General features: G+C 32.1%; 16 protein-coding genes and 1 pseudogene. 6 read left to right on the plus strand and 11 right to left on the minus strand.

What is annotated here, in order from left to right; translation table 11 throughout:
* Positions 1 to 151: 151 nt before the first annotated feature.
* From HHX25_RS04555 to HHX25_RS04590, 8 genes and pseudogenes are all read right to left on the minus strand, one after another.
* Positions 152 to 2,605, minus strand: coding sequence for a DUF4132 domain-containing protein (locus tag HHX25_RS04555; protein WP_169670612.1), 2,454 nt, complete (start codon positions 2,603 to 2,605; stop codon positions 152 to 154).
* Between the two features lie 15 nt (positions 2,606 to 2,620).
* A complete protein-coding gene (locus tag HHX25_RS04560; protein ID WP_169670614.1) occupies positions 2,621 to 3,004 on the minus strand; it encodes a hypothetical protein in 384 nt (127 codons plus the stop codon).
* A 743-nt stretch (positions 3,005 to 3,747) separates the two neighbouring features.
* Complete coding sequence (locus tag HHX25_RS04565; protein WP_169670617.1) at positions 3,748 to 4,455, minus strand: hypothetical protein; 708 nt, start codon at positions 4,453 to 4,455, stop codon at positions 3,748 to 3,750.
* Positions 4,456 to 4,596: 141 nt separating this feature from the next.
* Complete coding sequence (locus tag HHX25_RS04570; RefSeq protein ID WP_169670619.1) at positions 4,597 to 4,944, minus strand: DUF2493 domain-containing protein; 348 nt, start codon at positions 4,942 to 4,944, stop codon at positions 4,597 to 4,599.
* A 463-nt stretch (positions 4,945 to 5,407) separates the two neighbouring features.
* Positions 5,408 to 5,971, minus strand: a complete 564-nt coding sequence (locus HHX25_RS04575; protein WP_169670621.1) for a hypothetical protein — start codon at positions 5,969 to 5,971, stop codon at positions 5,408 to 5,410.
* A 325-nt stretch (positions 5,972 to 6,296) separates the two neighbouring features.
* Positions 6,297 to 6,494 carry a hypothetical protein gene (locus HHX25_RS04580; protein WP_169670623.1) on the minus strand — a complete coding sequence of 66 codons (198 nt, stop codon included), beginning with the start codon at positions 6,492 to 6,494 and terminating at the stop codon, positions 6,297 to 6,299.
* A 128-nt stretch (positions 6,495 to 6,622) separates the two neighbouring features.
* Positions 6,623 to 7,422, minus strand: a pseudogene (locus HHX25_RS04585) (TIGR00266 family protein).
* 214 nt (positions 7,423 to 7,636) lie between these two features.
* Entirely contained in the window at positions 7,637 to 8,092 is a 456-nt protein-coding gene (locus HHX25_RS04590) for a DUF4442 domain-containing protein (protein WP_169670625.1), read from the minus strand.
* A 147-nt stretch (positions 8,093 to 8,239) separates the two neighbouring features.
* Here HHX25_RS04590 and HHX25_RS04595 point away from each other — a divergent pair, with 147 nt between their 5' ends.
* The 6 genes from HHX25_RS04595 (at position 8,240) to HHX25_RS04620 (ending at position 14,360) form a co-directional block, all read left to right on the plus strand.
* Positions 8,240 to 8,686: a DUF4870 domain-containing protein gene (locus tag HHX25_RS04595; RefSeq protein WP_169670628.1), complete on the plus strand. Its 447-nt coding sequence runs from the start codon at positions 8,240 to 8,242 to the stop codon at positions 8,684 to 8,686.
* A gap of 81 nt (positions 8,687 to 8,767) precedes the next feature.
* Positions 8,768 to 9,109, plus strand: coding sequence for a PadR family transcriptional regulator (locus HHX25_RS04600; RefSeq protein ID WP_135878774.1), 342 nt, complete (start codon positions 8,768 to 8,770; stop codon positions 9,107 to 9,109).
* Entirely contained in the window at positions 9,106 to 10,932 is a 1,827-nt protein-coding gene (locus tag HHX25_RS04605; protein ID WP_169670630.1) for a PspC domain-containing protein, read from the plus strand. Before HHX25_RS04600 ends, HHX25_RS04605 begins: the two co-directional genes overlap by 4 nt.
* Positions 10,933 to 11,038: 106 nt before the next feature.
* The gene (locus HHX25_RS04610; RefSeq protein ID WP_169670632.1) at positions 11,039 to 11,767 is read left to right on the plus strand and encodes a head GIN domain-containing protein; all 729 of its coding nucleotides are present in this window, start codon (positions 11,039 to 11,041) and stop codon (positions 11,765 to 11,767) included.
* A gap of 123 nt (positions 11,768 to 11,890) precedes the next feature.
* Positions 11,891 to 13,093: a DUF6786 family protein gene (locus tag HHX25_RS04615; RefSeq protein ID WP_169670634.1), complete on the plus strand. Its 1,203-nt coding sequence runs from the start codon at positions 11,891 to 11,893 to the stop codon at positions 13,091 to 13,093.
* A 292-nt stretch (positions 13,094 to 13,385) separates the two neighbouring features.
* Entirely contained in the window at positions 13,386 to 14,360 is a 975-nt protein-coding gene (locus tag HHX25_RS04620) for a ThuA domain-containing protein (protein ID WP_169670636.1), read from the plus strand.
* A 31-nt stretch (positions 14,361 to 14,391) separates the two neighbouring features.
* Here the strand turns inward: HHX25_RS04620 and HHX25_RS04625 are convergent, their stop codons facing one another.
* From HHX25_RS04625 to HHX25_RS04635, 3 genes are all read right to left on the minus strand, one after another.
* Positions 14,392 to 16,050 (minus strand): alpha-amylase family glycosyl hydrolase, encoded by a 1,659-nt coding sequence (locus tag HHX25_RS04625; protein WP_169670638.1) that lies wholly within the window; start codon positions 16,048 to 16,050, stop codon positions 14,392 to 14,394.
* Positions 16,051 to 17,511 carry an alpha-amylase family glycosyl hydrolase gene (locus HHX25_RS04630; protein WP_169670640.1) on the minus strand — a complete coding sequence of 487 codons (1,461 nt, stop codon included), beginning with the start codon at positions 17,509 to 17,511 and terminating at the stop codon, positions 16,051 to 16,053.
* Between the two features lie 94 nt (positions 17,512 to 17,605).
* Positions 17,606 to 19,582, minus strand: a complete 1,977-nt coding sequence (locus HHX25_RS04635) for a glycoside hydrolase family 13 protein (protein ID WP_169670642.1) — start codon at positions 19,580 to 19,582, stop codon at positions 17,606 to 17,608.
* Positions 19,583 to 19,590 lie beyond the last annotated feature (8 nt).

Here is a 19,590-nt window from a genome sequence, read left to right on the forward strand (position 1 = left end):
AGCATATATGCTAAACTACCCTGAATTCAGTGAATTTATTTATATCACATCTTAATAAGGACTCTTCTATTTTACACTTCTTTTCCAAGGGGCTTTATATCAACACCTCTTACCCTAGAAATCATATTTTATTTTAAAAGATATTTTTATTCTAAGTAATACTAATTTGACTTATTATGGTGGAATCCTTAATTTTATTGTCTTCTACCAATAAAAAAGCTTTACTCAACACAATAGAAAGACCTCGATCTCCTTCAAAAGGCACAAATACTTTTTCTATTTTCTTATCTGATCTTGCTGGTACAATACATAAGTATTCATCATTTGGATTCATAAGAATATTACCACTTCCTATATGTATTTTGTATGTTCTAAGTTTCCCTTCTACTATTAAAAAGCGACCATCTATCGAAGATTTCCCTTTTAACTTGGTCAATCTAGGCAGAAGTTTTTGTAAAATTTCCTTTCGTGTTTTTGCTATTTGTGTTAAGTCTCCAAAAGAATACTCTCTCCAATAGGCTGTGGTATTTTGTCTTTCTCCATTCTTATCCAGCCATTCTGGGTCATTTCCTACACTAGTAACCCCTACAAACAAATCTATATCTCTCATTACTTCTGAAAAAACAATCTTTGGTATTGTTTCCAATGGAATGGAAGCTCCTTTTTCATCAGTGAATTTAACTTGATCTGTTGTAACATACAGCCATATTCCACTATCATTATAGGCATCTTCCATGTTTAATTCATCAATCCAAAACTCTGCTCTAATTTTATGTTTCTTGAGTTCCTTACTACATATTACATTAGAAATTCCATCATCGTAACTTCCTATTAACGAATAACTCCAACCCCTTAATTTTGCCAATGTACTGAATTGATGTTGCTTCAAAATATGAGCAGCCATTCTATTTGAATAGGTTCTAGTGGTTTGTTCTGCATCTGTTAATAGATACACCTCTCTGAATGCTTGTTTAATAGGTTGTTTCCACTCCAACTCAATCATCTTTTCTCGCCACTCTAATACATTGTTCGCATCTACATAAATAGGATGCCAAAACATTACTTTAACTTCATTATCTGGATTTAATCGCTCTCCTGCCTTGCTCTCCCAATACCCATCAATATAAATCGCCTCTTGAGAATGACCCCCTTTTGTAAAAACCCAGATTAACTTTTTTGTAATGGTACTTACTAAGCCATGATCTTCATATTCTTTCTTAAAAACTAGATAATCTATCGATCTTTTTAAGATAATTTGATTATCGATCATCTGCTTTTTAATTCCATAATACTTTTGAATTTCTTTAGCTTCCTTCTTTATAATTTTTAATCTAGAACTTAGAGATTCATCATTTTTAACAATGCTTGGTACACTTTTCATCGTAGAGCCATCTGGCTTGAACCATTGCTGAATGATTTTTCCACTTGTTAAATCAATTCTTAATGTGTAATCCTCAAATTTTATTTGCTTCTTACCCTCCACCAGATCAAAATCAGGAAAAACACTTTCTTCAATTTCCTCTATTGAAATATTATGCTTTTTTGCTCCTGCTTCAAGGTTTTTATTTATGTTTTTGAGAGCTGCCTTGTGCTTAATGTTAAGCCGTAACTTCGTTAGCCCTAATAGCGAATCTTTTGTGCACATCTCACCTAACACATTAATGCAAATATTCCCTAATCGTTGGGCATGAATGCAACTTTCATATTCATCTACTCGAATTCTTACATATGCTTTTTCTGCTATATTAGTGATTGACTTGATCGTATTTTCATCAGGATATGAAACCAATGACCATATTAAACCTTGAAGAAATATTTCTGTATCACCTAGAAATCCGCGTATAATGAATCCATCTTCATCTTTCCTAACTGGATCACTTTCAGCACATACCATTAAAAGTTGCCTCGCGACATTAAGATAAGTTTCTTCTCCTATTTGTTGAATTAATCCTGAAACCTCTCTCTTAAATTTATCGGATGGCTTAGAGTCAAAAGCACTAGCAAATAAGATGAATGTCTTGTTAAATAAATTTCTATTATTTTTTATAGAATCAATTATTTTATTTAAACGATCATCAATAGTCGTATCATAAAATTGAAAAGGCTCATCATAACCATACTTTATTAAAAACTGTCGAACAGCCTGAGCATCTTTCTGATGTATGCTATATGAAGCATAGTAAGGGAGGGAAAGTAGTTTTAATATAAAGGAAATAATTTTTTCTGAAGGAGGTTTTGAACCCAGCCCATTTTCTAATTTTTCTAAAGATTTAATAATAGCATTAGTTAAAAACCGATCTCTAAATGTATTTCCTAATACAGTAGTAAGTTTTAGAAAACTATTTTGTAAAACAATCCATTCTTCTTCTGTGTAAGAAGAAAGATTTGTTACTAATGAGTTTCTAAACTCTGCTGTATAATCACATAATTCGCTTTCCTCATAATGATAGTCATTTTTTTTTCTAAATTTTATCAAATCAATTAGACATTCGTTGATGTCAAGAATCGCATGTTTAATTTCCTGGTCAGAGAATTGATCCAGTTTGTTATTAGCAAATTTTGTTTTAAACAATTCTACCCTTTTTCGTAATTCTTCTATTTTCATATATGTAATATTCGGTTATCCTCCAACCAATGGAGTTAATTTAAAAAAAGACACTTTAGTATCATTAGTGATAAGAAATTCTTGATCAAGACTTTCAGCTTGTTTATCATCAATTATGATGAAAAAACCATTCTTCTGAAAAGCCCCTAAAGCGATATATATCTGACTTTCAATATCAATATTATCCTTTTTAGCTTTCAAACTATTTTGATTAAGTAGTTTCTCTGTCTTTGTAGGAACTACTAACCTACAATCTAAGTCAAGCCATTTTTCTACTTCTGTGATTACTCGAACTCGAATGAGTTCTTCTACCGTGATATATTCTTTATTAAACTTAAGAGAAATTTTATTTAAAACCTCTCCCGTAACTGTTTCGTCTGCTATTATTAGAGTGCTCATTTTGGTGTTTTTATATTTTGTGAATTATTTCTCTTTTTATTAATTTATCATTCCAAATCTACAGAATAGCATATTTACTAAACTACCCTGAATTCAGTGAATTTCAATTATGACTTATTTAATGCTATGTAGTTTTATGAGTTAGCAATTGATTTTTAATATCATCCTTGTCCCTTTTGTAAAGCACTTATATTAATATGGACAATTACTTATGTGAGAATTCGAATCGACTCTTCTGTAATTAATAGTTACAGCTGTCAATATATGAAAGTGAATATATAAATAGGTCAGACGGTAAGCAACTTATTTTTGGTCAACCAACCAAGCCAAACCTTTAAATCCAAAACCGAATCTGACCTATTTATATACTGTGTATTTTATATCAACATGAAGTATTCTCAGAGTTAACTTAATTTCAAATAACTTGTAAGTTTGAAATATCAAAGCTCAAAATCTTTATAATATTAGAGACTTCATAATGCTGTCTATTATTTTCTTTTTATAGATTCATTACTGCAAATTTATGGGATAATGTATGTACTAAAACACCCTGAATTCAGTGAATTTATTGTGATTTTTTTTATAATTTAAGCTTATACAAGGTACATATACTATAAAATAACCTATCTATAATTTAGTCATTCACATTTCCTAATCACATAGCTTATTTATAATCTTTTACACGAGTCTTTCATACACACATTCAATACTCAAATCATATGCTACGTTAACAGCTTACTTTTTTATTTCACTATATTTTCTAAAAGTAACTTTTCTTCTCCCTTGTATGTTCTTATTCCAATTTTCACCTTTTCTGTTATCCAATTTTCAGATTCATAAAAACTAATATGTCTTTGTTTTTGAGGAATTTCCTCAAAGAAATTGTCTATTAATTTAAGTATTTCTTCTTGGTGTCTCTTTTCTGTTATATAATAGAATTTAATGGAAAAAGGATAGCTAAACCCTCCACTTTGTATAAAAAATGCATCAGTAGGTTTAAAACAGAGCGGACTCTTTCTAAATTTTGGGAATTTAAAATTACTTGTAAGTACTTTTTTTAGTTCCTCAATTTTTTCGGTGTCTCTATACATTAAAGTATTCTCAAATGGTTCAAATGAGGGTTCTTTTTTATTTTTTCTAGCACTAATAAGTTCAATGTATCTTATACATTCTACACACTTTATACTCCCACTCAAGTTTGGATATTTTGGATAAAGTGTTTCACTAAGTTTGAGATACGCTTCTTCTGGTAAATTTAATAATTGTTCAAAAGTTATTTTTGGGAGTTCTTCAACATAATTTTCCTCGTAACATTTATCGCAAACTCTAACACCGTATCCTGGGAGTTTCCGCATGGGGGGAAAGTTATTATTTGCAAATTCTTTCCAAATATGCGTACATACCTTCGAAAAATTTTGTTTTCCATGAACTTGACATAAAATTATCCCCATAGTTTTCCTATTTTATACTTATAGCTGAAGATTAAATACTCTATAAAAGGCTTTTATATAGTATTGGCTACTTTATACCCTTCTACTATTTTGTTAATGAGTCCCTACAAGTACCTGCTTATATATTCAAGTTAACCACACTTAAAAATAACTAACCCTCACTTTTAAATTGGCACGCTTTGCCAGGTCTATCATATGTTTAGTACCTCTACTCTTACCATCCCAAAAAGCAATTAAAGCATCTGCATATTCCGCCATTTGTGCATTGCGCCTATATCCCGCACTTTTACCGTATTTACTCCAATTAGCAGGAAATCGTTTTATCAGATACCCGCTATCATTTGCATACTTCTCACCTAGTTTATCTGCTCCTTTAGCAGTTCCGCTAACTATTTCAATTTCTGTTTGTTTGGACAATACTTTATTACAAAACCGGAAAAGCTTTTTGTAATCATCAAAGTTTCTCCCCCCTGCTATTATTACTTTCACAATCCCTTAATTCTTAAAAAAACATCAATGTGTACTAGTTTCTTTTATAGATTCGTTTCTCTAAATTTACGGGATAGTCAATATGTCAAACCATCCTGGATTCAGTAAATTTATTGTAAAATCTAATGGTCTCATAGGCAGTTTTATCTTTTGTTGGATGGTATTTTTCACATTACTTTCCGAGTACAAGTATTAGTTACCAAAAAACACGTTTCAATACAGTTCACTTCCAGACCTTTTATAATTATTAGTTCAACGGTCAATATAAGTAGGTCAGGTGGCGAGCAATTTATTTTGGGTAACCAAGCCAAATTTTTAAATTTAAAACCAAACCTGACCTATTTTATATAGCATTTTCTTAGAGCAGTTCAAACAAAATCCTGTTTTAATACTGCTTATTTTTGGTCATCAATATTTATTTTGTCTTAAAAAAAGAAAAAGCAAATATTTTAATTGATTCATCCTAATTATACATTTCATTTATCCAGTTTGTAAATTCTATCACACGTTCTTTTCCATTCGCCTCTATATTTTGGTCCCTAATCTGGTCATAGTATTCAAGTTCATGAATTAGGATTGGTTTTGTCGTTATTTGAGCCTTATGAATTTCTCGAACTGTCTCGACTAATATACTGACGAAGTTTTCTGTTATTTCACCACCCTTTTCCATACAAGCATCAAAGTCTTTTTCTTCATCTTGGTCGGTATAATTCAAGCCAATACTTGAAATCCAGTCTTCTATTATTTTTCTCCCTTCTTTATCTTCTTCGTTACCCAAAACAGTTATTTCGTTTTGAAGCCAAAACGCATAATTCCATTTAGCTTCACTTTCATCCCAAGCAGCGTCAATTTCGTTTTTAAAATTGGTATTGGTATTGAATCCAATAGTTAATGTTGGGTACCTTGGGTCATCATTCTCATCATACACATAAAATGAGAATCCATAGATATCTTCTAAAGTTTTATCATCTATTGATTTAATAGCTTTTATACAAGCATTGAATATGTGTTCTGATATTTGTTTCATTGTTAATACTGCTTAAAAACAGAAACATGAAGGGACATATAGCCAGCCTTCATACTCTGTGTATTTTAACCAAAAGGCGTTTGATTAGATTTAAATGAGTCCGATATAATATCAAGAGGCTTTATGCATTTCTTCCCATTGATGATTATATGGATTTATGACAGCAAATTTATAGCATACTATATGAGTCAAACCACCCTGAATCCAGTGAATTTATCATATAACAAATGAGGAGGGCACTAAATTTAAATGAAACGAGCCCGATAATATCGGGCTCGTTTTGTTTTGTATTCTTATTTGGGGTTTTGTTTCTATTTAATCTTTTTTATGCTTTTAAATAAATTAAACATTGATTTAATTCTGGGTTTTGCTGTACGAGAGAAAGAATATATATTTTAAGCTCTTCTAACTCATAAGGTAGTAAACGTTGCACTGCCTTCTGTACTTCTTTGCAAAACAACGTTGAATCAAAACTAACTTTACCAAGAATAGTTTTGGTATACTCTAGCATTGCTCTTGCCATAATTTGTTTATAAGGTTTATAGGTTTGTAATAGTAGATTTTTGTAATAGGCTTATGTCTTTTCATTAGTGAACTCTAAAATTAATGAAAAATTACATAAGTTTTTTCGTTTAATGTAAATTTAACATTTTAGAAACGATTATCACCATCTAGTATATCTCCTATGCCTCCTAAAATACTTCCTTCCCCCCTATTTTTTCCACCTGCTTGAGGCGCAGAAGCCAAAACACGTCCCGCTAACCTACTAAATGGTAATGATTGAATATAAACTGTACCAGGACCTTGTAGTTTTGCAAAAAATAGACCTTCCCCTCCAAAAATGGTATTTTTAATACCTCCAACAAATTCTATATCATAGTCTACACCTTGTGTAAACCCAACAATACATCCTGTATCTACTTTTAAAGTTTCACCAGCCAATAACTCTTTTTTAGCCATGGTTCCACCCGCATGAACAAATGCCATACCATCACCTTCCAGTTTTTGCATAATGAAACCTTCCCCCCCAAATAAGCCTCTTCCTAATTTTTTCGAAAACTCAATACCTACACTCACGCCTTTGGCTGCGCATAGAAAAGCATCCTTTTGACAAATAAACTTCCCTCCCAAGGCTGATAAATCAATTGGTAAAATTTTCCCTGGATATGGGGAAGCAAAAGAAACATTCCGTTTACCAACTAAATCATTATAAAAAGCGGTCATAAATAAACTCTCTCCTGTAAGAATACGTTTCCCCGCTCCTAAAATTTTACCTAAAATCCTGTGTCTTTTTGAGAACCATCACCAAAAATGGTTTCCATTTTTATACCATCGTCCATCATCATAAAACTACCTGCCTCAGCTATAACCCCTTCCTGTGGGTCAAGTTCAATTTCTACATATTGCATTTCTTCTCCGTAAATTCTATAATCAATTTCGTGTGCTGTCATTTTTGTATTTTTTTAATTCGTTTATAGGTAGGTTTGTTTAGTACTTTGTTACAAATTTATAAAACTCATATTTTCTATATTCTAAATTATGGGTAAATACAATCAATTATTTTATCGCGTTTTTCAAACATTCACTGAAATTAAAAAAGATAAAGAATACTTACTAATTTCTACCCGCCGCTACTTACCGAATACCTGTTACTTATCAATAAAACTACTGCTTCACTTTAATGCTCCATTCAAAGTCGAAAGTTGAAACCTCTACCCCATCTTCATTAACACCTATAGATTTCACCCAAATAGTCTGCCCTTCACCTGTTTCTATGGCTTTTTTAACGATATCTTCTATAAGATTTCCATCATGACAAGTAAATGTTATTCTTCCAGTAGCCTTTTTTGTAAATATGGCTTTATTAGAAGTCACTAACATCGAGATCCGTTTTCTAGATGCTTTAATTTTAGAAATCATCAAAGCGCCTGTAGAAAATTCGGCTGCCATACCTTGTACCGCCCAAAACATAGATTTAAACGGGTTTTGATTTATCCATTTATGCTTTACCGTTACAATACACTTGGAAGCATCTATATGTTTTGTTCTAACCCCACAAAAATATGCAGCAGGTAATTTAAACATTTTGAAAGTGTTTAGTTTTCTGGGTGTTATGTTCATTATGACAGGGTTTATTTTTTCACTAAGTTATAAAATTAATAGTTAGTTTGAAATGTTAATATTTTGTTAAATTTTAGTACTATGCGTAACATAATACCTTCTTTTAGACATATATTTGTATAAGAAACTATTATATGTTTTAAAATCATGCAAGACAATCATCAAAAAAACATCGCCACATTTATTCATTTATCAACCTTTAGCAGGTTTATAATTCCATTTGGAAACTTTATTGGTCCTATTGTTCTTTGGGTTGCAAATAAAGATAAATCAGAATTTATAGACACACATGGTAAACAAGCTATTAATTTTCAAATTAGTATTTTACTGTACGCGCTCGTTTTAGGAACTTTAACTATTCCATTTTTTATTTTTAAAATCTTTAACGGTATTGATTTTATAGATTTTCATGGATTTAATGATTTTCATATCAATATTGGTAAGCCCTCACCGTTACTTTATATTGGAGGTGGTTTAGGTGTTTTAGCTATTTTAGGATTTATTTTAGAGCTTATTTTTATTATCAATGCCAGTTTAAAAGCTAGGGATGGTGAACTTTATAAATATCCATTAACCATCAACTTTTTAAAATAACACACACTGAATTAGTTTTCAGTATTTCATCAAAATCAATCAAAAAATGAACAGTTTCATAATATTAAAACGCTTTAGAATATGAAGATAGAAAACACAAAAGCACAAATGCGTAAAGGTGTATTAGAATTTTGCATACTTTCTGTCTTAAAGGACGATGATGCTTATGTAGCCGAAATTTTAGGTACCCTTAAAGACGCCAAGTTGCTTGTAGTAGAAGGTACTATTTACCCACTACTTACCCGACTTAAAAATGCAGGGCTCTTAAATTACAGATGGGAAGAGTCGACCTCTGGGCCTCCAAGGAAATATTATGGATTAACAGAAACAGGGAAATTGTTTCTTAAAGAATTGAATACAACCTGGAGCGAATTGCAAAATGCAGTGAATATAGTAACAAGCCAAAAAACAACAAAAAAATGAATAAAACTGTCAATATAAATTTAGCTGGTATATTTTTTCATATAGATGAAGATGCATACTTAAAATTACAACGCTATCTTGAGGCTATAAAACGTTCATTTACAGATTCTCAAGGACGCTCGGAGATTATATCAGATATTGAGGCGCGTATTGCTGAGCTTTTTAATGAGCGTGTACAAAATAATAAAGAAGTTATTCGTATTAAAGAAGTAGACGAAGTTATTTCAATCATGGGACAACCTGAAGATTATTTGGTTGACGACGAAATTTTTGAAGATGAACCACAAACATCTTACAAACGCAAAACCTCATCTGCAAAAAAATTATTTAGAGATATAGATAACTCATATATAGGTGGTGTCTCTTCTGGATTGGGTCATTATTTTGGCATTGACGCTATTTGGGTGCGTTTAGCTTGGATCATACTATTTAGTGCAGCTGGTACAGGTGTTTTGCTTTATATTTTACTTTGGGTTTTAGTCCCTGAAGCTAAAACAACCGCAGAGAAAATAATCATGACTGGAGAACCTGTTACGATTAGCAACATCGAAAAAAAAATTAAAGACGGTTTTGAAAACGTAACAGATGTCGCAAAAAACGTCACAGATTCGGTGGGTGCTGCTGCTAAGAATGTTTCAGATTCTGTTTCGAATGCAGCCAAAAATGTAGATTTCCAGAAACAAAGCAGTCGAATCAAATCAAGTTCAAAAACGTTTTTTGATACACTAGGGGAAGTTATCATGTTTTTCTTTAAAGTGTTTGCAAAATTTATAGGGGTAATCTTAATGTTTGCTGGATCAATAGCCATTATATTTCTAATAATTGCTTTGTTTTCTTTAGGTGTTTTTAATGTGATTCATATCCCTGGCCTTGACCTTGTAGATGTTTTAAACGCTGGAAATACACCTATTTGGTTAGTATCTTTATTTATCTTTTTCTCAGTTGGAATTCCCTTATTTTTTCTATTCTATTTAGGATTGAAAATACTAATAAACAATTTAAAATCAATTGGTAATATTGCTAAATTCACTTTATTAGGTTTGTGGGTAATTAGTACTATTGGCCTGGTTGTTATTGGTATAAGACAAGCAAGTGAACATACTTTTAATGAGCGTGTTATTACAAAACATGAATTAAATATAACAGCAAGCGATACTTTAAAAGTGAAAATGGCGGAAAACGACCTTTATATGAACCATCGCTATAGAAGCAATGCTTTCAAAGTGTTAAATAATGAAAATGGAGAAAAAACCATTTATAGATCTGATATCAGGATCATTGTTAAATCTACTAACGATTCTTTAGCAAAAATAGGGATTGAAAAAAGTGCAGACGGCAGTAATTATGAAAAAGCCATTGAACGTGCAAAAAACATAAGTTACGACTACGCTTTTAATGGGAATGAATTATTGTTAGATTCTTATTTATCAACACTTTCAGAAAATAAATTTAGCGATCAGGAAATTGTTGTTATTCTTTATTTGCCAGAAGGAAGCATTGTTAATTTTAGCAATAGTACCAAATCATTTTTAAATTATAGGACCTATGACGGAAATATTGTGTCATCAAGCGATGCCAACCACTATTTAAAAATCATCGACGGGGGTATTACATGTTTGGACTGCCCTGTTAAAGAACCTTACAAAGTAGACATTGATGTTCATGATAATAAATCTGATGTTAAAATTGATAGTACTGGTTTAGAAATAAAAGATGAGGATGTTAATATAAAAGTAAACGGGAAAGGTGTTACAGGAGAAGACAAATCCGTTAAAGTTGAAATAGATTCAGACGGTATCAATATAAAATCTAAAGACAATTAACAATTCATCTATAAAAACATACAATTCAGATAGTTAAATTACTAATCAATAATATTTAATCAGACATTTGAATAACAAAAAATCATCAATCAAAAAACGAACAATTATGACAACACTAGTAAAGTTTATTTTAGCGACCATCTTAAGTTTAACGCTCTTTTCATGTAACTTCGATATGCATTTCAGTACTGGAGTTCGTGGGAATGGAAATGTTATAACCGAAGAAAGAACCATTCACGAGCCTTTTTCAGTCATCAAAGCTACCGAAGGTTTAGATGTATATTTAACACAAAGCGATAACGAAAGTATAGCAGTTGAAGCTGATGAAAATCTACATGATCTAATTATGGTAGAAGTTGAAAATGATGTTTTAAAAATACATACCAGAGAAAGTATTGGTAGAGCTAAATCTAAAAAAGTATTGGTTAGCTTTAAAGATATTTCAAGTATTATTTCTACCAGTGGTAGCGATGTATATTCCACAAATGTTATAACTACCGAAAGCTTAGATCTCAAATCTACCAGCGGAAGCGATATGAAACTTGAAGTCGACACTTCTGTATTAAACTGCAAATCTACAAGTGGCAGTGACTTACGATTATCTGGAAAAACGGTAAAACTTATCGCAGAGGCCACCAGTGGTAGCGATATTAAAGCTGCCGATTTAATAGCTGAATCCAGCCATGTAAAAGCTACAAGTGGAGCCGATATTACGATTAATACTTCCAAAGAACTTATTGCTAAAGCTACAAGTGGTGGTGATATAAAATATTACGGAAATCCTGAAAAAGTAGATAAAAGCAATAATTCTTCAGGTAGTGTTAGAAAACAATAGATTAAGTCAACCAAAATGATACCTTAAAACCATTTCAAACCTTAAAAAGTTTGAGATGGTTTTTATTTATTATTTACTTTTGAATTTTAAATGTATCTTTAAGTCTTCTTTAATAACAAAGCTATGACTTTTAAGCATCATTTAATTACTAAAATTATATTGTCTACACTTATAGTAACATCTCTTTTAAATTGTAAAAAACCAGAAGCTAAAATTTCTAATAACCCAAGTTTTGCCGATCACGTTAAAAAACTTGAAGTTATAAATGGCCTACAAGTTTTAAAACATGATAATGCTGCTATAGCTTTTTCGGGCGCTTATCAAGGTAGAGTATTTACGAGTACCGCAAATGGTTTGAATGGAAAGCCTTATGGTCATGTTAATTGGAAATTATTAGATGAAGGGACTTATGAACATACCATGGCCCGATTAGGTGGAGAGAGTAGAATGTGGTTTGGCCCCGAATTTGGCAAATATTCCATTTTTTTTGATAAAGACGCTAAACAAGACATTAAAAACATAAAGATATCGCCCGATTTAGATATCAAGAAGTTTTCTTTAATTGAAAAGGACAAATTATCTGCAACATATGGCGCCGATTTGGAAATAAGAAATACTTTTGGTTATATTTTCAATATTAATGCAAAGCGAAAAATTTCACTTTTAACCCAACCTCAAATTGAAAATGACTTAAATATTATTCTTAATGAGAACATATCCTTTGTTGGGTTTAGTGCTGAAACAACTATAAAAAATTTAGGAGAACAATGGCGCAAGGAAAATGGGCTTTTGTCTATTTGGGAACTAGGATGCATGCTCACCAACCCTGATAATCGAGTGATTATCCCTCTAAAAAAAGAAACAGATTCGGTTACAGGGTATTTTACGCCTGTAACTTCAGACAGGTTAGTTACTAAAGATAGTGTTGTTTTTTATAAAGCTGATGCCGACGGTTTAAACAAAATTGGGGTAAGACCCGATTTATCCAAAAACATCATGGGTAGTTATTCTGCAAAAAACAATCTTTTAAACATTGTAAAATTCACTTTTGAAAACGACTCTTTATACGTAAACTCATTACCTGGAAACGACACACCTTACAATGGTGATGTTACCAATATCTTTAATGGTGAAGTCGATGAAGCCCTAGATAAAAACTGGCCATTTTATGAGTTTGAAAGTTCTTCCAGTACTAAAGAACTTAACACCAATGAAACGATGCACCATAAACATACAACCTATCATTTTGAGGGCTCATTTGAAGACCTTAACGCGATTAGCTTAAAAGTACTTGGTGTTGATTTAAGTGATATCCCAAAGTTTTAAAAAAACCGCTGCCAAATTATTTGCATAAAGATTTCTTTTTTTAAAACGGTAATAAAATTATTTTATACTTCATTTCAAATTATAATAGGTCTTATTCTCATATTCTTCTATCCATAGGAATCCATTAGATATAACAATTCTTTATTTTCACTCTATTAGGCATATATAACAAGAAATAGTTCCTACAGATACATGGAGAGATAGATATTTGTTATTTCTACTGTTTTATTTACAAATTATTTGGCACTAAAAAAATTTGTTCCACTATCTGTAAAAACATTAAATTTAAACCATGAACACTATTTATTATAAAAAGTTTATCATGTGTACGCTCATTTTACTTTGCAACATGGTATTTATACAAGCCCAAACAATTAATATTCCTTTTGAAAATAATATAATTGAGCCTAAAAAGTCAATAAAAAAAATACCTGTTCTCATAGTGGATGGTTTTAGTAACCACCATTGGAGATTGAATACGAAGTACCTTAAGCAAATATTGGAGGCTAGTGAGAAATTTGATGTGTCTATTAGCACATGCCCCAACCAAACGGAAAATAAATCTGAATGGAGAAATTGGAATCCAAATTTTTCAGATTATCCTGTCGTTATACAGACTTGTAACAACATCAATAAAGAAGCCAAGCTTCAATGGCCTGATGCTGTAAAAGTGTCGTTCCAAAAGTATGTTAAAGAAGGTGGTGGCGTATATATGTATCATGGGGCAACCAATGCTTTTAAAAGCTGGAGGGCCTACAATGATATGATAGGCCTTGGGTGGCGCAATAAAGATTTTGGTATTGCGATAACCATTGATGGATCTGAAAACATCAAAATTGTACCTAAAGGAAAAGGAGAAAACACAGGGCATGGAAAACGTAGAGATGTATTGATTACGCGAATGGGAAATCACCCTATCCATTTGGGAATGCCTAAAAAATGGGTAGGAGCAGATATAGAAGTTTATCGTTATGGAAGAGGGACGAAGAAAAACTTAGAAGTCCTCTCCTATGCCAAAGATGAAAAAACCGGTTTAAACTTCCCAATGGAATGGGTTGTTAAATATGGCAAAGGAAAAGTTTATTGTTCAACATATGGGCATTTATGGCATAATCAAGACTGGCCCCCTAGTATGCGCTGTGCTGCATTTCAACAAAGTATGATACGATCTTTGCAGTGGTTAAGTGGACATGAGGTAGACAATTATGTTGAATCGGATTTTCCTACCGATAAAAACCCAGTATTAAGATTACCTATTGAATACTAATTTTAAATAATTGATAAAAAAAAAGAGTACGTTATTTCTTTTCTAACAAAACGATATTAAACTCAGAATCAACCAATACTTTTCCGTTTTTAACCTTTACCTTCTTATTTGAATAGGCATCACGAAGCACTTCTTTATTCTTAAATACTCCTGATACATCCAGTATTTTCTCTCCTTTAGGTAAACCTAACCCAACGACCACCAGATCTTTATAATCATCTTTTAAAAAACTTCTATAAAATACATATGGTTCGTTAGTTATCATTTGATGAACACCTGCTCCTACTGCTGAGTGCTTGGCTCTAAACTGTCCCAATTTTTGCCAGTGCAACAATATACTTTTGGTTTTTGCATCATTTTTTATAGTATTCCAGTTCATCGGGGATCTTAGAGTAGCATCGCCTACGGTTCCTTCAATAATTAAAGAACGTGCAGACTCATCCCCATAGTAAACCTGTGAAGTTCCTGGAGTGAGTATTAATCTTGTTGCGGTATCATATGGTTTTTCCCTTGAGGCATCATATGGTTTTCCATCATCATGGGATGTTAAATAATTTAATGTGCCATAACCTTTTAAATCGGTTTTTAAATAATTTGAATAACTGTTAAACAACTTGTTATAATCTTGCTGAGCAGCATGCCATTTAAACTGAAAATTGATGAGACTCTGGAATGCTTTATCAAAATAATTGATTTTTTTATCGCCAAAATCGAAATATTGCCCTGTACTAATCCCATAATTATAAATTTCTCCAACCAAATAAAAATTGTTGTCATCCAATACTTTATCAGGGTTATTTTTTTTCCATATGGCAAAAGCATAGTCACATTCGGTCTTAAATTCTTGCCACACATATGCTTCGGTATGTTTTACGGTGTCACAACGATACCCATCAATTCCAAATTCGGCAATATAATCTGTTAACCATTTTATTATATAAAATCTCGGTGCTCTGGGATACCCTGTTCGATTAAAAAAATCATCTAATTCGGTTACTTCTTGCTCATACCGTCCTTCTTTCTTCCATTTTTCTATAAGCTGGTCTGGTAAGTCAACAAATTCATCAACTTCAGTTTTTATATCTGGAAGATTATCGACCAATGTACAAGTAATGGTCGAATCGTAAGTTTTATAGCTACATTTAGGACTCGTTCGAACCCAATCATTAGGCCACACAGAGTCTTTATCTGTAACTGGGCCTGTATGATTAATTACGGCATCCAATACAATTCTAATACCTTTTTTATGTGCTACGGCTACTAATTCTTGTAAATCTTCTTTGGTACCGAAATTTGGATCTAAAGCAGTCCAATCTCTGGTCCAATATCCATGAAAGCCATAACTTAATCCAGTCCCTTCATCTGTTCCTCCATGTATTTGTTCAACAATTGGTGTTAACCAAATAGCATTAATTCCTAAATCGGTAAAATATCCTGTTGCAATTTTTTGGGTTATCCCTTTTATATCACCTCCTTCGAAACCACGAAGTTTCCCTGTTTTTTGGGTTCTATTAAAGTTAATATCGTTAGAGGGGTCTCCATTATTAAAACGATCTGTAAGTAAAAAATATAGGTTAGCAGCCTCCCATACAAATGGTGTTTCTTCACTTGCTTTAGTCGTTTTATTTTTTTGTGTCCCACACGAATTAAGACATACTAAACTGTATAGTATTAATAAAAAGTACCTCATTTACAAATCAACTAAAATTTTATAGCCCCATGGAGCAAGTGTTATATCTTCATTATTGAAAAAGATCTCTTTATTGGCCATGTAATCTAAAAATTTGCCTTTATCGGTCATTTTAAAAGTTTGAGGTTTACTCGAAAAATTAGCTACAAAGGTTAGCTTTTCTCCGTTTTTACTTCTGGTATATTTTAAAACATTTTCATTATTTGTTTCAAAAATGAGGTAAGAAGCACTTGATTTTCCTCCATTTAAGGCTACATTGGTGTTTTTAAGTATTCCCATTTTTTTTAAGACTTTCCACATGCTTCCTTTCGTTTTTGGAATGGTATCTTTTTCGAAAAATTTTAAGCGGTGGCTTAAGTTATACTCTTGTCCAGAATAAATTAATGGCATTCCAGGAATCATATAACTAAATACCGTCATAAGCTCTGAAGCATCTCCCATACGTTCTTGTATGGTACCGTTCCATGAATTTTCGTCGTGATTCGTAACAAAATTCATAAGCATATCATCCTTTTCATAATCTGATACTAATTTTGTTGCATAGGCATCCCAATCTTTTAAAGACTTTTCTTCTTGAGCCATATCATTCAATAAATGATGGCCATCCCACGCATAGGCCATATCGAATAAATTATCCTTTAAAAGTTCTGGTTCCCAAGCTTCTGCTAACATAAAAACCTCTTTTTTTGAACGTAATTGAGGGATCGCCTCTTGCCAAAAATCTGTTGGTACGGAACCAGCAACATCACACCTAAAACCATCAATACCTTCTTCTGTAATCCAATAGCTCATATCGGCTATCATAGCCTTACGCATCTCTTTATTATCATAATTTAAATCGGCAACATCTGTCCAATCTGTTCCTTCTGGATGTACAACATGACCTTTATCATCGTGCGTATAATAATCTGGTTGGATTTTCAACCATTTATGATCCCAACCTGTATGATTAGCCACCCAATCTAAAATCACATAGATACCATTTTTATGAGCTTCGTTAATCAAATTCCTAAAATCTATGATAGTACCAAACTCGGGATTTATTTTTGTAAAATCTGAAACGGCATAGTAACTTCCTAGCATTTTATTTCTTCTTACCTCATCTTTAATTAAGCTTGCAAATTCACCACCTGTAGCTTTTCGCTTGGTTTGGGATATTGGAAATACAGGCATGAGCCAAATAATTTTTACTCCTAATTGTTTTAGCTCAGGAATATCTTTGGTAAATGCCTTAAAAGTCCCTTCTGGCGAATACTGTCGAATATTAGCTTCATAAATAATTCCTTGTTCTAAAACAGCATTATTAATTGGTTTTATTTCAGCTAAAGCAGCTTCATCTTGTGCTTCGCTAGTTGATTCTATTTCAGCTCCTTCTGTCTGTGATTTAGATTCTTCTGTTTTTTTATTTTTACAGGCAAAAACTGCAAAAACAACCATTAAAAACATGATTGATTTTCTCATGATGTTATTACTTTAATTTAATCCCTTTTTATTTGTTGATATGTTTTGAAATTGAAAACCAAATAACAAAAGACTATATGAAGTCGTTTTGTTATTAAATTTTTGTCGTTAAAACCATACTTCCTCTGGTATCTAACTTTATATTATCATGCCATATTAATGTATCTCCCGAAATGATATTCTTAAGCAATTTACCTTGCAAATCAATCTCTTTGAAACGAGATAAATCTAAATCTATAGGCTGTTCATTCTTATTTAAAATATGGACAACCGTTTCATTTTCAATAATTCTACATAATACGTAAATACCATTCTCAGGTGAAAAATGAACCGTTTTCCCTTCATGAATTGCCCGACTGGATTTTCTATAATTCAACAGTTTTTTTAGATACAACTGCATCTCCTTTTGGACTTCTGTTAATCCTGTACCTGTAAATGCATTCGTTGTATCGGTCTCCCACCCTCCGGGAAAATCTGTTCGTACCAAACCGTGATCTCCAGGTTTTTCGAAATCATTCATCAAGATCTCCGTCCCATAATATATTTGTGGAATTCTAGGCAACATAAGCAAGTAACTTAATGCCATTTTTGTATTAATAATATCACCATTTAATTGCGTAAAAATGCGGCTCATATCATGATTGTCCAGAAAAATCATAATATCTTTTGGGGTTACATAATGAAAATCGTTTGCGAGTCCCTCGTATATTTTTATCAGACCTTTATCCCAGGATTCGGTTTCATTTAGAGCTTCAACTATGGCCCGTTGCATCGCAAAATCCATAGGTGATTTTAAATTAGAATCATAACCATCTTTATTTTTTGCGCCTCTTTGCCAATAACCAATTAGCAATGGATTATAACTCCACTCTTCTCCAACAATGCTAAAATTTGGATATTCGTTCATTATAGCTCCCGCCCAATCACTCATAAAATCTTTATCAGGATAAGGATAGGTGTCTTGTCGAATTCCTCCCAAACCAACAGTTTCTATCCACCAAATACTATTTTGAATGGTATATTTGGCCATGAATGGATTTCGTTGATTTAAATCTGGCATGGCAGAGACAAACCAACCTACACTCATATTTTCCTTATCAATTTTAGAAGCATACATATCTTGATTGGTAGTACGCTTATGATTAGTCGTAATGCTTTTGTTACCATCCCAATCATTTTTATTCTTTTCGTAGTTATCTTGATAATTTATCCAATCTTTAAATGGTAAGTCTTTTATCCACCAATGTTCTAGTCCACAATGATTAGCGACTTGGTCCATAATTAATTTCATGCCTTTTTTAGACATTTTGGAAGCTAATAACTTGTAATCATCTAAAGTACCGTATCGAGGGTCAATTTCGTAGTAATCTGTAATAGCATAACCATGATAAGAACTTTGCGGCATATCATTAGTTTGTAGTGGACACGACCAAATGGCTGTAAAACCTAAATCTTCAACGTAATCTAAATGCTTTATTATACCTTCTATATCTCCCCCATGTCGTGCATAGTTATTAGTTCTATCAATCGTTTTTTCTTTTAAACTTTCAACGATATCATTATCAGGGTTACCATTTGCGAATCTATCTGGAGTAATAAGGTAAATAGCATCACTGCTATCAAAACCGATATAATTTTCTGCTGATTTTTCTCTTGGTTTTAGTTCATACGTATAAACTAAATCAGCTTCATTTTCTTTTTTAAAAATGATATTGAATTTTCCAGCTTTTGTCTCTTTTGAAATATTTAAATCTATAAAAAGGTAATTAGGGCTATCTGCATGATGCGTTTTTTCAATTGAAATACCTTGATAAGAAATTTCAGGAATCCATTCAGAAATATTAGGATGATGTACCAAAAGTTGCAAGGTTGAATCTTTAAACCCTACCCACCAATTTAGAGGTTCGATACGTAAAATATCCTGTTTTTCAACTATTGAAGCTTTCTCATCCAGATTTTCTGAGGGCATATCATTTTTCTTTTTGCAAGATAAATTTAAAGCAAATACAAACAGTAAAGCAATTAAAACCGATTGTTTAACCTTTTTTTGTTCTATATAAAAACGCTTCATGGGTTTTG

This window comes from Flavivirga algicola (genome assembly GCF_012910715.1).
GTDB lineage: Bacteria > Bacteroidota > Bacteroidia > Flavobacteriales > Flavobacteriaceae > Flavivirga > Flavivirga algicola.

Bases quoted from the DNA above. Each gene is read 5' to 3' on its own strand.
- HHX25_RS04555 (WP_169670612.1), bottom strand. From the start codon at position 2,605: ATGAAAATAGAAGAATTACGAAAAAGGGTAGAATTGTTTAAAACAAAA.
- HHX25_RS04560 (WP_169670614.1), bottom strand. From the start codon at position 3,004: ATGAGCACTCTAATAATAGCAGACGAAACAGTTACGGGAGAGGTTTTA.
- HHX25_RS04565 (WP_169670617.1), bottom strand. From the start codon at position 4,455: ATGGGGATAATTTTATGTCAAGTTCATGGAAAACAAAATTTTTCGAAG.
- HHX25_RS04575 (WP_169670621.1), bottom strand. From the start codon at position 5,971: ATGAAACAAATATCAGAACACATATTCAATGCTTGTATAAAAGCTATT.
- HHX25_RS04580 (WP_169670623.1), bottom strand. From the start codon at position 6,494: ATGGCAAGAGCAATGCTAGAGTATACCAAAACTATTCTTGGTAAAGTT.
- HHX25_RS04590 (WP_169670625.1), bottom strand. From the start codon at position 8,092: ATGAACATAACACCCAGAAAACTAAACACTTTCAAAATGTTTAAATTA.
- HHX25_RS04595 (WP_169670628.1), top strand. From the start codon at position 8,240: ATGCAAGACAATCATCAAAAAAACATCGCCACATTTATTCATTTATCA.
- HHX25_RS04600 (WP_135878774.1), top strand. From the start codon at position 8,768: ATGAAGATAGAAAACACAAAAGCACAAATGCGTAAAGGTGTATTAGAA.
- HHX25_RS04605 (WP_169670630.1), top strand. From the start codon at position 9,106: ATGAATAAAACTGTCAATATAAATTTAGCTGGTATATTTTTTCATATA.
- HHX25_RS04610 (WP_169670632.1), top strand. From the start codon at position 11,039: ATGACAACACTAGTAAAGTTTATTTTAGCGACCATCTTAAGTTTAACG.
- HHX25_RS04615 (WP_169670634.1), top strand. From the start codon at position 11,891: ATGACTTTTAAGCATCATTTAATTACTAAAATTATATTGTCTACACTT.
- HHX25_RS04620 (WP_169670636.1), top strand. From the start codon at position 13,386: ATGAACACTATTTATTATAAAAAGTTTATCATGTGTACGCTCATTTTA.
- HHX25_RS04625 (WP_169670638.1), bottom strand. From the start codon at position 16,050: ATGAGGTACTTTTTATTAATACTATACAGTTTAGTATGTCTTAATTCG.
- HHX25_RS04630 (WP_169670640.1), bottom strand. From the start codon at position 17,511: ATGAGAAAATCAATCATGTTTTTAATGGTTGTTTTTGCAGTTTTTGCC.
- HHX25_RS04635 (WP_169670642.1), bottom strand. From the start codon at position 19,582: ATGAAGCGTTTTTATATAGAACAAAAAAAGGTTAAACAATCGGTTTTA.